We start from the raw sequence: 14,316 nt of genomic DNA on the forward strand, positions 1-14,316 counted from the left end.
CCCGGGGCTGTCGGACCCCCCGGCTACCGTCGCTCCCGTGACCGCCGCCGCCGCTGCCGACCCGAGTGCCGCCGATCCGGGCCCGGCCCAGCCCGAGCCCGGCCGGGGGGTCGCCGCGCGGCGGACCCGCCGCCCGGCCCGGGTCGACCCGCTGCGGGTCGACGTCTCCCCGCTCGAGGCGACTCCGCTGCCGCGCACCGGGGGCGGGTGGTCGTGCGTGTACGCGGACCCGCCGTGGCGGTTCACCAACCGCACCGGGAAGGTCGCGCCGGAACATCGCCGGCTGGACCGGTACGACACCATGACCGCGGCCGAGATCGCGGCCCTGCCCGTGGCGGACGTCGCGGCGGACAACGCGCACCTCTACCTCTGGGTCCCGAACGCGCTGCTCCCCGAGGGGCTCGCCGTCATGCAGGGCTGGGGGTTCCGCTACGTCTCCAACCTCGTGTGGGCCAAGCGCCGCAAGGACGGCGGCCCGGACGGGCGGGGCGTGGGGTTCTACTTCCGCAACGTCACGGAGCTGATCCTGTTCGGCGTGCGCGGGTCGATGCGGACGCTCGACCCGGCACGCCGCCAGGTGAACATGATCGAGACCGTGAAGCGGGAGCACTCCCGCAAGCCCGACGAGGCGTACGACCTCATCGAGGCCTGCTCTCCCGGCCCCTACCTCGAGATGTTCGCGCGCTATCCCCGCGAGGGCTGGTCGGCCTGGGGGGCGGAGTCGGAGACGGACGTGACGCCCCGCGGCAAGCAGTATCCGACCTACGGAGGCGGCGCTCCACACGAACCGGGCACGCATAGTCACTCCGATGCAGGCGAGAGTGACCACGCAGCGTCGTTTGGACGCGAGATCTGACCGCTTGACCGCCAAGTAACCCCGGGTAGTGGCGCTCGTCGACCACTCTTGGTGATAATGTGCACATGGCGAAGACCCCCGACCTGGCGCGGAACCAGCGGGTGACGGGTCCCGACCGCGAGAAGCTCTCCGGGGAGCTCCTCAAGCGGTACCAGCGGGGCCAGAGCATCCGTGAGATCTGCTCCGAGACCGGCTACAGCATCGGCCGCGTCCGACGACTCCTCGTCGACGCAGGCGTCGAGTTCCGCGGTCGCGGCGGGACCCACGGACGGATCCGCAAGAAGGCCGACTGACCCGCTCGAGGAGGCCCCGCGCGAGCGGGCTTCAGTGGCGCAGGCGGGTGAGCAGACCCGCGCCGCGCCGCAGGGCCACGTCCAGGCGGCTCCCGTCGCCGGGTGCCAGCCCGAGCTGCCGCGCGACCTGCACCTCGTCGAAGATCACGAAGTTCGCGACGATCACGCCGCCCCGCACCGTCGCGTGGTCGACGCCGTCGAGATCGATACGCGCCCCGGTCGGCGCGATGCCCGCCAGGTCCGCGCCGGTGTGGGTCCCGGTCAGCGTCCAGCGCACGAAGACCGTGTCGTCCTGCTCGGCCATCGCCTGCATCGTCATCGTCAGATCGGGGACGGCGGCGAGCACCCCGTCCCAGAATCCGAGGATGTCGTCGACGCCGCGGTAGGTCCCGACCGGCAGCCGCGTCCGGGACCCCGCCGTCAGCACGGCCCGCAGCGGCGCGGCGTGGTGGGTGTTGAGCACGTCGAACATCCAGCGCATCACCTGGCCCGGCGACGCCTGCGACCCGGGCGGTGTCGGCGCGGGCGGGCCTGCGGACACGCTGGGGGGCATGGTCACCGACCCTAGTGCGGCCCTCCCCGCCGGGCAGGACCACGCGTGGGTCGTCCGGAGCGGGCGCACGCGTCAGCGCACGGGATCGGCCGCGGGAGGATCGGCGCCCACGAGGATCGAGAGCTGCCCGAAGACCGCCTCGCGGACCTCCACGTCGTCACAGTCACGCTGGACCCGGAACTCGACGGACCGGTCGCCGGAGACGAGCCGCTCGAAGGCCTCCGCGACGTCGGCGAGGTAGCGCGGTTCGGCGACCCCGCGCCCGAAGTGGCCCATGCAGACGAGCGAGACGTCGCGGGCCAGTCCGGCGAGCCGTGCCGTCGAGCGGGCGAAGTCCTCGAGGTCCGACTCCGGCCCCTGGGCGTAGATCGGCCCGGAGTTCAGGGTGTCGCCGCCGAGCAGCAGGCCGTCGCGGTCGTCGAACAGGCACAGCGAGTCCGGGCTGTGGCCCGGCGTGTGGAGCACCGTGAGGGTGCGCCCACCGAGGTCGATCACGTCGCCGTCGTGCAGGGCACGGGGGGTCGGGCCGGCAGGCGGACCGGACCGCACCCAGGCCTCGGCGTCGAAGGCCGGGGGCAGCGGGCGCGGGTCGGCGTCGTCGGTGAGCAGGTGGAAGAACCGCTGGTCGAGCGCGCGGTAGCTGCCGGCGGCGGCGAGCAGGGCGCGGGTGTGGGCGAGGTAGGCCGCCCGCTCGGACGGCGGGGCACCCGCGGCGAGCAGCCCGACCCCGCGTTCGTGGACGGCGACGGCGTCGAACTCGGCGTTGCCGCCGGCGTGGTCGAAGTGGTGGTGGGTGTTGACCGCCTCGACGGGCAGCCCCGACGTGGCCTCGGCGACCGGCCGGATCGGCTCGATCCCCAGGCCGGTGTCCACGAGCACGGCGCGATCGCGGCCGGCGACGAGCCAGCTGTTGACGTGCGACGGCTCCGCGACGAGCCAGGCCCCGGGCGCGACCGGGCGGACGTGGAACCAGGGACGACCGGGCGCCGTCATGACTCCGTGAGGATGCGCGGCCCGTCCGGGGTGATCGCGATGGTGTGCTCGGCGTGGGCGGCGCGGCTGCCGTCGGCCGTGCGCAGCGTCCAGCCGTCGGGGTCGTGGCGGTAGTCGTCGCCCCCGCCGGCGTGCAGCATCGGCTCGATCGCGATCACGAGGCCGGTCTGCAGGCGCAGCCCCTTGCCCGGCCTGCCCTCGTTCGCGACGTGCGGCTGCTCGTGCATCGCGCGCCCGACGCCGTGACCGCCGTGGTCGGCGAGCATCCCGTAGCCGGCCGGGCGGGCGACCCCCGCGACGGCCGCTCCGATGTCGCCGAGGGTGTTGCCACGCTGCGCGGCCGCGATGCCGGCGTACAGGGCGCGCTCGGTGGTGTCGATCAGCGCGAGGTCGGCCGGGGCGGCCGCCTCGGCGGGACCGGTGACGTAGCTGATCGCCGCGTCGCCGCACCACCCGTCGACGAAGGCTCCGATGTCGACGCTCACCAGGTCGCCCTCGGCGAGCCGGTAGGCGCCGGGGATGGCGTGGACGACGGCGTCGTTGACGCTCGCGCAGATCACCCCCGGATAGGGCGAGGGGGCGAAGGGCGGGTGGTAGTCGAGGAAGGCCGGCGTGGCGTCGTGTTCGCGCATGACGTCGTGTGCCACGGTGTCGAGCTCCTTGAGCGACACACCGGGCGCGCTGGCGGCGCGCACGGCCTCCAGGCAGCGCGCGACGACGCGACCCGCCTCCCGCATCACGTCGATCTCCGCGGGGGTCTTCAGCTCGATCGTCGCGCGGCGCCTCACCGTCGCGACAGTAGTCGCCGCGCCGGAGGGCTTCGAGTCGCCGCGACGACGGCGAATGACATCGGTGTAGTTCTTCCACACTGTGGACGGTGCTTGTGGACAACTCCCGGGCCACGTGTGACCGGATCGTCCCGTGACGCCGCGGCGCCCCGGGTATCCGCCCGGGTCCGTCGCTCCCGAGCCTCCAGGAGGACCCCGTGCCCGCAGGCCGCTTCAGCGGGAAGGTCGTCATCGTGACCGGTGGCGGTTCCGGTATCGGTGCCGCCACGGCGCACCGCTTCGCCGCGGACGGGGCGACCGTCGTCGTCACCGGCCGCTCGCCGGACAAGCTCGACAAGACCGTCGCCGACGCACCCGCCGGCTCGACCGTGATCGCCCGGCAGGCCGACACCTCCGACGAGCAGGCGATCACCCACCTCGTCGACGAGGTCGCCCGCGAGCACGGGAGGCTCGACACGCTGGTCAACAACGCCGCCGTCGCCCGGCCGGGCACCGTCACCGACCTGGACGCCGACACCTGGCGGCAGGTCATGTCGATCGACGTCGACGGCGTGTTCTACGCCTCGAAGGCCGCGCTCCCGCACCTCACCGCGACCCGCGGCAGCATCGTCAACGTCGGGTCGGTCTCCGGGCTCGGCGGCGACTGGGGCATGGCGGCCTACAACGCCGCGAAGGGCGCCGTGGTCAACCTGACCAACGCGATGGCCCTCGACCACGGGCCCGACGGCGTGCGCGTCAACGCCGTGCACCCCAGCCTCACCGTGACCGACATGAGCGCAGGCATCCGCGAGGACGACGACACCCTGGCGCGCTTCCGCGACCGGATCCCGATGGGTCGCCCCGCCGAGCCGGACGAGGTGGGCGACGTGATCGCGTTCCTGGCCGGCGACGACGCCCGGTTCGTCAGCGGCGCGCACCTGCCCGTCGACGGCGGGCTCGGCGCCTCGAACGGCCAGCCGCGGATGTAGGTGGGCGAAGCCCTCGTGACCAGCGCACCTAGAGGAAGTCGTACTCCGAGGGATCGAGCCGCTGGGTCGCCTTCTCGTACTCGACCATGTAGCCCGGCCAGTTGGTGATGATGCGGCCGGACGCGTCGCGGTACCAGGAGTCGCACTCGAGCCAGGCCGTGCCGGCAAAACGCTCCTGGACCTCGCGGTCGTACTCCGCCTCGACGTCGGCGCGCACGTCCACCGCGGCGGCCCCGCGCCGGTCGGCCTCCTCGAGCGCGGTGCGCACGTACCGCGCCTGCGCCTCGAGGTAGACGATGATCGAGCCGCCCGAGGTGTTGGTGTTCGGGCCGTAGAGCACGAACATCGACGGGAACCCGGGCACCGTCATCCCCAGGTGGGCGTGCGGTCCGTCGGCCCACGCATCGCGCAGCGACGCCCCCTCGCGCCCGACGATCTCCATCGGGAACATGAACCGGTTCGTCTGGAACCCCGTGCCCCAGATGATGGTGTCGACGCGGTGCAGCGTCCCGTCCGCGGTCCGCACGCCGTCGGCCTCGATGCGCTCGACCGAGTCGGTCACCACGTCGACGTTGTCGCGCTGCAGGGCGGGCAGCCAGTAGGAGCTGAACAGCACCCGCTTGCAGCCGAACGTGTAGTCCGGCCAGACCTTCCGGCGCACCTCGGGGTCGCGCAACTGGCGGCGCATGAACCACGAGGAGCGGAAGGACAGCAGCCACCCGAAGCTCCGCGGCGTCCGGATCGCCACGGTGAGCGACTCGAGGTAGATGTTCTTCAGGCCCCAGCGGCGGATCCGCTGCAGGTACGGAACCTTCATCAGCGCCCGGACCGCCCGGGGGTAGAGCACGTTGCGGCGCGGCAGGAACCAGTTCCCGGAGCGGTGGAACACCGACAGCCGCCCGACCTCCGGGGCGATCTCGGGCACGAACTGCACCGCGCTCGCGCCGGTGCCGATGACGCCGACCCGCCGTCCGGTGAGGTCGTGGTCGTGGTCCCACTGCGCCGAGTGGAAGGTGTGCCCGGCGAAGTCCTCACGCCCCGGGATGTTCGGGATCGACGGCTGGGCCAGCTGCCCGGTCGCGACGACGACGGCGTCCGCGATCCAGGTCCGGGCCTCGCCTGCGGTCTCGGCCTCGATCCGCCAGTGCCGCGCCCCGTCGTCCCACCGGCACTCGCCGACCCGGGTGTCCGGCACGACGAGGTCCGCCACGCCGTGCTCGCGGGCGACGGTGCGCAGGTAGTCCAGGATCTCCGACTGCGGCGAGCACAGCCGTGACCAGGTCCGGCGCTGGGCGTACGAGTACGAGTACAGGTGGCTGGGGACGTCGCACGCGGCGCCCGGGTAGGAGTTCGCGAGCCACGTCCCGCCGACGCCCGGGGCCGCGTCGAGGATGGTCACGTCCGTATAGCCGTGCGCCCGCAGTTCGATGGCCGCCCCGATGCCGCCGAACCCGGCGCCGATGATCACCACGCGCCTGGTCATCCCCGGAACCTAACGGCACCCTGGAGACGTGGCTGATCGGGTACTCGTGTTCGACGGCGACTGCGGGTTCTGCACCCGCAGCGTCGGATGGGTCCGCGCGATGGACCGTCGGGGGCGCATCGAGATCCGCCCGTACCAGGAGCCGGGGGTGCCCGGGTCGATCGGGACGGACGCGGCGACCTGCGCGGACGCGGTGCAGTGGCGCGGGCCCGACGGCGGGCGGCTCGCGGGGGCCGCCGCCGTCAATGCCGTGCTCGACACCGTGACCGGCACCCGGATCCCGTCGGGGCTCTACCGGGTCACCGCGCGCGTCCAGGAGCGCGCCTACCGGTGGGTGGCCGACCACCGCGGCCGCTTCCCGGGGATGACGCCGTACTGCCGGTCGCATCCCGGGGCGTGCCATCCCTCGTGAGCACGGCCCTGCCGGCGAGCTCCCCCGACTCCGCCGTCGAGATGTCAGCGATGCGCCACGGCTGACACGACCTGGCCTGCCACCGACATCAGCAGCGCGTCCCGGTCCCGTGCCGCCACGAGCTGGACCGCGCGCGGCAGCCCCGCCCCGGTGTCGACAGGCAGCGTGACCGCGGGCTGGCCGGTGTGGTTCCAGAGCGGGGTGTGCGCGTAGAAGCGGCCCATCGAGGTCAGCGTCGTGACCCCGCCGACGCGGGTGCCGTGCGCCGGCCCGCCCCAGCGGTCCACCCGCGGCGCCGGGCCGCGCATCGTCGGGGTGAGGAGCACGTCCACCCCGAGCTCGTCCAGCACCCGCGCGCCCCACCGCCGCCCGTGCGCGACCGCCGCCCGGACCGCGACCGGTGGGATCAGGGCCCCGGCGCGCGCCAGGTCCCGGATGCGGTCCTCGAGCAGCTCCGGACGGTCGGCCCCGGCCGCCGTGTCGTGGAGGCCGGCCAGGATCCGGGTGGTGACACCGAGCGCGGCGGCCTGGGCACGGTCGGTGCGGATCCGCACCGGGCGGACCCGGTGACCGGCCTCGGCCAGCCGGTCCGCGACGAGGCGCACCGCGCCCGCGACGTGCGGGTCGAGCGCGAGCGGCGGGGCCAGGGGCAGCGGGTCCACGGTGACGCCGACCCGCAGCCGGCCGGGCTCGGCGTCCAGCGCGTCCCGCAGCGACTCGGGGAAGGAGCCGATCGCGTCGAGGTAGTCCGCGGCGAGCCCGAGCTCCCGGGTCAGGCACCCCTGCGTGGCCAGCCCGTGCCACCCGCCCGAGGAGGGCATCGTCCCGTGCGTCGGCTTGAAGCCGGGCAGGCCGCAGCACGCGGCCGGGATGCGGATCGAACCGGCGCCGTCGCTCGCCGTGGCGATCGGCACGACGCCCGCGGCGACGGCGGCCGCCGACCCGCCCGACGACCCGCCGGGGGTGCGCCCGAGGGCGAGCGGGTTGCGGGTGATGCCGTAGCGGGCCGAGTCGGTCACGCCGAACGCCGCGAGCTCGGGCAGCGCGGTCCGCCCGATCGGGACGAGACCGACCCGGCGCAGCGCGGCGACCAGCTCCCCGTCGGCGCTCGCGGGTCGGGTGAACGCCCGGCCGCCGAGTGCCGTGACGTGCCCCGCCGCGTCGACGTCGTCCTTGACCGCGATCGGCATCCCGAGCAGCGGCGAGTGCTCCCCAGCCGCGCGCCTGCGGTCGGCCTCGCGGGCCGCGGCCTGCGCGGCCTCGTCGTCGATCTCGACGAAGGCCCGCAGCGGCGGCGCGACGTCGTGGGCCCGGCCCAGGGCCACCCGGGTCCGCTCCGCCGACGACGCGTCCTGCTCCACAGCGGCGCACGCTAGCGGCATCATCGAGCCCGTGTTCCTGCTCGCGCGTGTCCCGCCGCCGTTGCGGGGCGTGGTGCGCAGGCTCGCGGCCTACGAGGAGCACAGCGCGGCCCCGGTGCGCCGCCGGCAGGCCCCCGGTGCCACGTGCACCCTGATCCTCGGCCTGGGTGAGCCGCTGCGGGTCGACGACCGGGAGCTGGACTCCTTCCTCGGCGGCCTGGCCGACTCCGCCGCCCTCACCGAGTTCCGGGGCCACCAGGCCGGCGTGCAGGTCGACCTCGCCCCGCTCGGCCTGCTGCGGCTGCTCGGCGCGCCGGGATCCGAGGTGACCGGGTCCCCGGTCGCCACCGGGGACCTGGTCGGTGTCTCCCCGGCCGGTCGCACCCTCGCCGCCCTGCCCGAACGGCTCGCCGACCTCGGGTGCTGGCCGGAGCGCCTACGGCTCGTCACCGACACCCTGGCCGCCCTGCTGGTGGGCTCCACCGTCGCGCCCGACCCCGAGGTCGCCCACTGCTGGCGGCGCCTCACCGCCGTCGAGGGCCGGGTCCCCGTCCCGGAGCTGGCCGCCGAGGTCGGCTGGAGCAGGCGCCACCTCTCGCGCCGCTTCTCCTCCCAGGTCGGACTCGCCCCGACGACGACCGCCCGCGTCCTGCGCTTCCGGCGCGCGGCGGACCTGCTCGTGCCCGGACCCGGCGCGGTCGCCGGCCCGCCGCGGCGGATCGCCGACGTCGCGCAGGACTGCGGCTACGCCGACCACGCCCACCTCGACCGCGAGTTCCGCACCCTGGCCGGGTGCACCCCGCAGGACTACGTCTCCGGGTGGGCGGCCGTCGGGGTCGACCCCGCCGACGTCGTCCGCGACTGAGGTCCCCGACGTCCAAGACAGCGCGGCGGGGGGTGACCACCATGGACACCATGATCGTGACCACGCTGCGCAGCGATGACGTCCTCGCGCACGCCCGTTTCCTCACCGACGTCCTGGGCCTGGTCCCCGGGCATCTGTCCGAGGGCCACGCCGAGCTCTTCTGGGGCGACGGCGCGCTCCTGCTCGGCCCGCGGCACCGCGACGACGCGTGGGACACCGGTCGCGCGGTGACCTACCTCGTCGTCGACGACCCGGACGCCCACCACGACCGCGTCGTCGCGGCAGGCGGCGAGATCGTCATGGGCCTCACCGACCAGCCCTACGGTTCGCGGGAGTTCGCCGTCGCCGACGGGGAGGGCAACCGCTGGGCGTTCGGGACGTACCGCCCGGTTCCGCCCGCGCCCTGATGGCCCCCGGTCACCGGCCCGGCACGGTCTGTACCGATCCTGGTCAAGCACCCCGACCGGCGGTCACGATGGTCGCCCCTGGACCGGACGGCCCAGGCATCCGCAGTCCTCGACCCGGCCGGAGGAGCCCCCATGGGCACCAACCTGAACCCCTACCTGCACTTCACCGACACCGCCCGCGCCGCGATGGAGTTCTACCGCGAGGTCTTCGGCGGGACCCTCAACGTCATGACGTTCGGCGACATGGGCACCGAGGGCCCGGAGGCCGCCAAGGTCATGCACGCCCAGCTCGAGACGCCGAGCGGCTACCTCATCATGGGGTCGGACACCCCCGAGGGGATGTCGCGCCCGACCGGGAACGGCATCACCGTCAGCCTCTCCGGCGACCAGGCCGACGAGCTCCGCGGCTACTTCAAGCTCCTCAGTGACAGCGGCGCCGTGACCATGCCGCTCGAGAAGCAGATGTGGGGCGACGAGTTCGGCGCCTGCACCGACCGCTTCGGCGTCGACTGGATGGTCAACATCGCCGGCTCCTCCGCCTGACGTCCCTCCGGCCCGTCACGTCCCGACGACGTGGCGGGTCGGCAATCGGGTAGGCGTTCCCGGGGACCGACCCGCCGGTCGAACCGTTGGGTCGGTGGTCGACTGCGGGACCACGGGGTCACAATGGATCGGTGGTCGAGTCCGTCGTCACCGAGCCCCGCGGGTCGGGCCGCGTCGCCCGCCGCCGTGACCGGCGCAAGGCCGAGATCGTCCGGACCGCGACCACGCTGCTCTCGGAGCAGGGCTACCAGGGGATGAGCCTGGAGGAGGTCGCCGAGCAGACCGACATCGCCAAGGCGACGCTCTACCACTACTTCTCCGGCAAGGACGAGCTCGTCGCCGCGGTGCTCGAGGCGCTGACCGTCGACGTCAACGCGCGACTCGAGGCCGAGCTGGCCCGGGTCGCCTGCGCGGGCCACCTCGAACAGCTCGCCTCCTTGATCCGCGAGCAGGTCCGCATCCTCACCGACACGGCGCCGGAGGTGGCCACGCTCTTCTCCTGGCCGAAGTCGTGGCCGGAGTCGTTCGACCCGATGATGAAGGACAGCAGGCGCCGCCACGACGCGATCTTCCGGCGGGTCGTCGAGGCGGGTATGGCGGCGGGCGAGTTCGACTGCCCGAGCGCGGACGTCGCCCTGCAGTGCCTGCACGGCGTGCTGAACCAGTCGTCGCTGTGGATCCGTCCGTCACTGTCCACCGAGCGCCGGACCGAGCTCCGGGAGGCCGTGGTCGAGACGGCGGCGCGGATGTTCAGCCCGCCATCGTCAGGCCCCCGCTGACCGAGAGGACCTGCCCGGTCACGTAGTTGGCGCGGTCCGAGGCGAAGAACAGCACGGCGTCCGCGATCTCCTCGGGCGCGGCGAGGCGGCGGAACGGGATGGCCCGGACCAGGGCCTCGCGGACCTTCTCGGGCACCGTCGCCAGCAGCGGGGTGTCGGTCGGGCCCGGGCAGACGCAGTTGACGGTGATCTGGTGGCGGGCCATCTCGCGGGCCAGGGACTTGGTGAAGGCGATCAGCCCGCCCTTCGTCCCCGCGTAGACCGTCTCCCCCATGCTGCCGACCCGCCCGGCGTCGCTCGCGATGTTGACGATCTTCACCCGGCGCTCCTGCGCGAGGATCGACTCGAGGAACGCGTGCGTGAGCCGGACCGGGCCGAGGAAGTTCACGGTGGCCAGGGCCTCCCACAGGGCGTCGTCGTTGGCCATGAACGGCTCGACGCGGTCGAAGCCGGCCGCGTTCACGATGACGTCGGGGACCCCGTGCGCGGCGACGACCTCGTCGCGCAGGGTGAGGATGGCGTCCTTGTCACCGAGGTCGGCCCGGTGCGCGCGGGCCCGGTCGCTCCCGATGGCCTCCACGGTCGAGGCGAGCCCGTCGGCGTCGCGGTCCACCGCGGCGACCATCGCCCCGGCACCGGCCATTCCGACGGCGATCGCCCGCCCGATGCCCGACGCGGCGCCGGTCACGAGGGCCACCTTGTTCTCGAGGTTCACGACCGTCGCCTCTCGCCGGATCCGCAGCTCTGCGCCGCGGACGGTACGACCCGCCCCCCGCTTCTTCAACCGACCGGTCGAACTCCGGTCACGGTGGTCGAACATCCGTAGGTGTGCTTGGGTCGGCGCTGCGACGAGGCACGAGGGCCCGACGGCGGGCCGCGCGGACCGGAGGAACCACGGTGGGCTTCGAGGACTACCAGCAACTGACCTTCGAGCGCCGGGAGCACGGCGTCCTGCTCATCACCATCAACCGGCCGGAGAAGTACAACGCGGCCGACGAGGGGATGCACACGGAGTTGGCGACGGTCTGGCGGGACGTCGCGGCCGACCCGGAGACCCGGGTCGCCGTCATCACCGGAGCGGGCAAGGCGTTCTCCGCAGGCGGGGACCTCGCGATGGTCGAGCGCATGGCGGGGAACTACGACGCGGTCTCCCACATGCTCACCGAGATGTCCGAGCTCGTCTACAACATCATCAACTGCGACAAGCCGATCATCTCGGCCATCAACGGGGTCGCGGTCGGCGCGGGCACCGTCGCCGCACTGCTCGCCGACGTCGCGATCGTCGCCGAGGACGCGAAGATCGGCGACGGCCACGTCAAGCTCGGGGTCGCCGCGGGCGACCACGCCGCGATCCTCTGGCCGCTGCTCGCCGGGATGGCCAAGTCCCGCTACTACCTCCTCACCGGCGAGATGATCACCGGCGCCGAGGCGGAGCGCATCGGCATGGTCGCGAAGGCGCTGCCCCGCGACCAGGTGCTCGACGAGGCGCTCCGCGTCGCCGACAGCCTCGCGACCGGCTCCCAGCAGGCGATCCGGCTCACCAAGCGGACCCTCAACAACTGGCTGCGCAGCGCCGGGCCGACCTTCGACCAGTCCGCCGCCTACGAGATGCTCACCTTCCTCGGGCCCGACGTCCTCGAGGGCGTCGCGGCCCTGCGGGAGAAGCGCGCACCGTCGTTCCCGTCCGCGGCACCGCAGGCCCGAACGTCGTGACCGCCACCGATTCCGCGTCCGACTTCACCCGGCAGGGTCCGGTCCCGGAGAACCTCGTCGGCGATCTCGTCGACGTGAACGCGTTCGAGCGCGACGCGGTGGCCACCCACGTCGTCGACACCTACGCCCCGTGGGCCCGCGAGCGGGCGTCGGCGCTGGGGGCCCGGGTGTGGGACCCGCAGGTGCTCGAGACCGCGCGGAACGCCCAGCGGCACACCCCCGAGCTGCGGCGGCTGGATCGGCTGGGTCACGAGGTCCACGACGTCGACTTCCACCCGAGCTACCACGACCTGATGTCGCTGGCGTTCGGCTCCGGGGTCCACTCGCTGGCCTGGACCGCCGACGCGCCGGGGGCCCACTCGGCGCGCGCGGTGCTCTCGTACCTGTGGAACCAGGTGGACGGCTCGACGGCGTGCCCCACGGGCATGGCGTACGCCTCCATCCCGATCCTGCGCAGCAGGCCCGAGCTCGCCCCGTGGGCCGAGAAGATCGTCGTCGAGGGCTACGACCCGGCCGACGTCCCGCTCGAGCAGAAGTCGGCCGCGACCATCGGCTACTTCATGACCGAGAGGCACGGCGGCTCCGACCTGCGGGCGAACATCACCGTGGCGCGCCCGGTCGGGCGCCGGGGCCCGGGCGAGACCTACCTGGTCAACGGGCACAAGTGGTTCGCCTCGGTCCCGATGGCGGACTGCTACCTGACGGTCGCGCAGACGGAGGGCGGGGTGTCGTGCCTGCTCGTCCCGCGCCGGCGAGCCGACGGGAGCCTCAACGGGATCCGGGTCAACCGGCTCAAGGACAAGCTGGGCAACCGCGCCAACGCCTCCTCCGAGATCGAGTACCACGACGCCGAGGCCCTCCTGGTCGGCGACGAGGGGCGCGGGGTGAGCACGATCCTGTCGTCCGCGGAGTACACGCGGCTCGACTTCGCCATCGGCTCCGCGGGCCTGATGCGCGCGGCGCTCTCGCAGGCCCTGCACTACAACGACCGCCGCACCGCGTTCGGCTCCCGGCTGTCCGAGCTCCCCATCCAGGCGCCCGTGCTCGCCGACCTCGCCCTGGAGTGGGCGGGCGCCGCGCATCTCGGGTTCCGGCTCGCGCGGGCCGAGGACCACCACGACGACGTCTCGGAGCAGTTGGTGAGCCGCCTGCTCACCCCGGTGGCCAAGTTCTGGAACTGCCGGCGCGTCTCGGGCGTGACCGAGGAGGTCATCCAGGCCATCGGCGGGAACGCCTACATCGAGGAGCACCCCTGCCCGCGGTACTACCGCGAGGCGCCGCTCAACGCGATCTGGGAAGGCACCTCGAACATGATGGTCTCCGACGTGGGCCGCGTCCTGACCCGGGAGCCGAAGGCCGTCGAGCCGGTCCTCGACGAGATCCGGCCCGCCGCGGCCGAGCACCCGTTGCTCGCCGACGCCGTCGCCGAGATCGAGAAGCTGGTGGGCACGCCGGAGGACACCGGTCGCTACCTCGTCACCCGGCTCGCGCTCGCCGCGCAGGCCGCGTTGCTCGTCGAGCACGCCCCGACCGCGGTCGCGGACGCGTTCGTCGGCTCCCGCCTGGGCACCGGATGGGGCCCGGGCTACGGCACGCTCCGTGGCGTGGACTTCGCGTCGATCATCGACTTCGCCCGCCTGGACTGAGGCCCATGATCACGGGCACGTGAGGCAGGCCGCCGGCGCCGAGGTCCTGCCTCACGTGCCCCTCGTCGCTGGGCGCACGGACGACGCCCCCGCCCCCCATGATCACGAGCACATGAGGCAGGCCGCCGGCGCCGAGGTCCTGCCTCACGTGCCCCTCGTCCGCGAACCCTGGGGCGGCTCACGCGTGGTCGAACCCGGAGGCGCCCGGGAGCGCACCGTTCGCAACCGGCGGTTGCGCCCCCACGCGGACTGCGGCACCATCGGTAACCGAACGAACATTCGGGCGGAAGGTGATCACGGTGACCATGTCCGACGAGACGACGAGGCCGGCCACGGCCTCGACGCCGGACGGCGCATCCAGCGCACCGGCGGACCTGGAGGCCGAGCTCGAGGAGGCCTTCGAGCACACCGTGGCCTCCGAGGGCCGGGTCGAGCCGCGGGACTGGATGCCCGAGGCCTACCGGAAGAACCTGATCCGCCAGATCGCCCAGCACGCCCACTCCGAGATCATCGGCATGCAGCCGGAGGGCAACTGGATCCTCCGCGCGCCCAGCCTGCGCCGGAAGGCGATCCTGCTGGCCAAGGTGCAGGACGAGGCCGGCCACGGGCTCTACCTGTACTCGGCCACCGAGACCCTCGGGGTCGACCGCAGCGAG

17 protein-coding genes are annotated in these 14,316 nt (G+C 73.6%); 11 read left to right on the top strand and 6 right to left on the bottom strand.

What is annotated here, in order from left to right; translation table 11 throughout:
* The first annotated feature begins 37 nt into the window (after positions 1–37).
* Both VGI02_RS26985 and VGI02_RS26990 read left to right on the top strand, forming a co-directional pair.
* Positions 38–856, top strand: a complete 819-nt coding sequence (locus VGI02_RS26985) for an MT-A70 family methyltransferase (protein WP_331632790.1) — start codon at positions 38–40, stop codon at positions 854–856.
* A gap of 65 nt (positions 857–921) precedes the next feature.
* Positions 922–1,149, top strand: coding sequence for a helix-turn-helix domain-containing protein (locus VGI02_RS26990; protein WP_331632792.1), 228 nt, complete (start codon positions 922–924; stop codon positions 1,147–1,149).
* A 31-nt stretch (positions 1,150–1,180) separates the two neighbouring features.
* Here VGI02_RS26990 and VGI02_RS26995 read toward each other — a convergent pair whose 3' ends face one another.
* The 3 genes from VGI02_RS26995 to map form a co-directional block, all read right to left on the bottom strand.
* A complete protein-coding gene (locus tag VGI02_RS26995; RefSeq protein ID WP_331632794.1) occupies positions 1,181–1,702 on the bottom strand; it encodes an ester cyclase in 522 nt (173 codons plus the stop codon).
* Positions 1,703–1,774: 72 nt separating this feature from the next.
* Positions 1,775–2,695 (bottom strand): MBL fold metallo-hydrolase, encoded by a 921-nt coding sequence (locus VGI02_RS27000; protein WP_331632796.1) that lies wholly within the window; start codon positions 2,693–2,695, stop codon positions 1,775–1,777.
* Entirely contained in the window at positions 2,692–3,483 is a 792-nt protein-coding gene (gene map / locus VGI02_RS27005) for a type I methionyl aminopeptidase (protein ID WP_331632798.1), read from the bottom strand. The genes VGI02_RS27000 and map overlap by 4 nt, the downstream gene beginning before the upstream one ends.
* Before the next feature lie 197 nt (positions 3,484–3,680).
* Here map and budC point away from each other — a divergent pair, with 197 nt between their 5' ends.
* Positions 3,681–4,451, top strand: a complete 771-nt coding sequence (gene budC, locus VGI02_RS27010; protein WP_331632800.1) for a meso-2,3-butanediol dehydrogenase — start codon at positions 3,681–3,683, stop codon at positions 4,449–4,451.
* A gap of 28 nt (positions 4,452–4,479) precedes the next feature.
* On the opposite strand, the gene VGI02_RS27015 is transcribed toward budC, so the two are convergent.
* Positions 4,480–5,934, bottom strand: coding sequence for a flavin-containing monooxygenase (locus tag VGI02_RS27015; protein WP_331632802.1), 1,455 nt, complete (start codon positions 5,932–5,934; stop codon positions 4,480–4,482).
* Positions 5,935–5,962: 28 nt separating this feature from the next.
* Between VGI02_RS27015 and VGI02_RS27020 the strand changes: the two genes are divergently transcribed.
* Positions 5,963–6,346, top strand: coding sequence for a thiol-disulfide oxidoreductase DCC family protein (locus VGI02_RS27020; protein ID WP_331632804.1), 384 nt, complete (start codon positions 5,963–5,965; stop codon positions 6,344–6,346).
* Positions 6,347–6,390: 44 nt separating this feature from the next.
* Here VGI02_RS27020 and VGI02_RS27025 read toward each other — a convergent pair whose 3' ends face one another.
* Positions 6,391–7,707, bottom strand: coding sequence for an amidase family protein (locus VGI02_RS27025; RefSeq protein ID WP_331632806.1), 1,317 nt, complete (start codon positions 7,705–7,707; stop codon positions 6,391–6,393).
* Positions 7,708–7,738: 31 nt separating this feature from the next.
* Between VGI02_RS27025 and VGI02_RS27030 the strand changes: the two genes are divergently transcribed.
* The 4 genes from VGI02_RS27030 to VGI02_RS27045 all read left to right on the top strand — a co-directional run bounded on the left by VGI02_RS27030 (position 7,739) and on the right by VGI02_RS27045 (position 10,301).
* Entirely contained in the window at positions 7,739–8,572 is an 834-nt protein-coding gene (locus VGI02_RS27030) for a helix-turn-helix domain-containing protein (RefSeq protein ID WP_331632808.1), read from the top strand.
* 41 nt (positions 8,573–8,613) lie between these two features.
* Positions 8,614–8,979, top strand: a complete 366-nt coding sequence (locus VGI02_RS27035; protein WP_331632810.1) for a VOC family protein — start codon at positions 8,614–8,616, stop codon at positions 8,977–8,979.
* 132 nt (positions 8,980–9,111) lie between these two features.
* Entirely contained in the window at positions 9,112–9,522 is a 411-nt protein-coding gene (locus VGI02_RS27040; RefSeq protein WP_331632812.1) for a VOC family protein, read from the top strand.
* Between the two features lie 131 nt (positions 9,523–9,653).
* Positions 9,654–10,301 carry a TetR/AcrR family transcriptional regulator gene (locus tag VGI02_RS27045; RefSeq protein ID WP_331632814.1) on the top strand — a complete coding sequence of 216 codons (648 nt, stop codon included), beginning with the start codon at positions 9,654–9,656 and terminating at the stop codon, positions 10,299–10,301.
* On the opposite strand, the gene VGI02_RS27050 is transcribed toward VGI02_RS27045, so the two are convergent.
* Positions 10,273–11,016, bottom strand: coding sequence for an SDR family NAD(P)-dependent oxidoreductase (locus tag VGI02_RS27050; RefSeq protein WP_331632816.1), 744 nt, complete (start codon positions 11,014–11,016; stop codon positions 10,273–10,275). The two genes, VGI02_RS27045 and VGI02_RS27050, sit on opposite strands and share 29 nt — an antisense overlap.
* A 182-nt stretch (positions 11,017–11,198) precedes the next feature.
* On the opposite strand from VGI02_RS27050, the gene VGI02_RS27055 reads away from it, so the two are divergent.
* The 3 genes from VGI02_RS27055 to VGI02_RS27065 form a co-directional block, all read left to right on the top strand.
* Entirely contained in the window at positions 11,199–12,014 is an 816-nt protein-coding gene (locus tag VGI02_RS27055) for an enoyl-CoA hydratase/isomerase family protein (RefSeq protein WP_331632818.1), read from the top strand.
* Positions 12,011–13,660: an acyl-CoA dehydrogenase family protein gene (locus VGI02_RS27060; RefSeq protein WP_331632820.1), complete on the top strand. Its 1,650-nt coding sequence runs from the start codon at positions 12,011–12,013 to the stop codon at positions 13,658–13,660. The genes VGI02_RS27055 and VGI02_RS27060 overlap by 4 nt, the downstream gene beginning before the upstream one ends.
* A 305-nt stretch (positions 13,661–13,965) precedes the next feature.
* Positions 13,966–14,316: Phenylacetic acid catabolic protein (locus VGI02_RS27065; RefSeq protein WP_331632822.1), on the top strand; the 351-nt coding region annotated here is incomplete at its 3' end.

Origin of the sequence: Actinomycetospora sp. (assembly GCF_036497245.1) — a bacterium.
Classification (GTDB): domain Bacteria; phylum Actinomycetota; class Actinomycetes; order Mycobacteriales; family Pseudonocardiaceae; genus Actinomycetospora.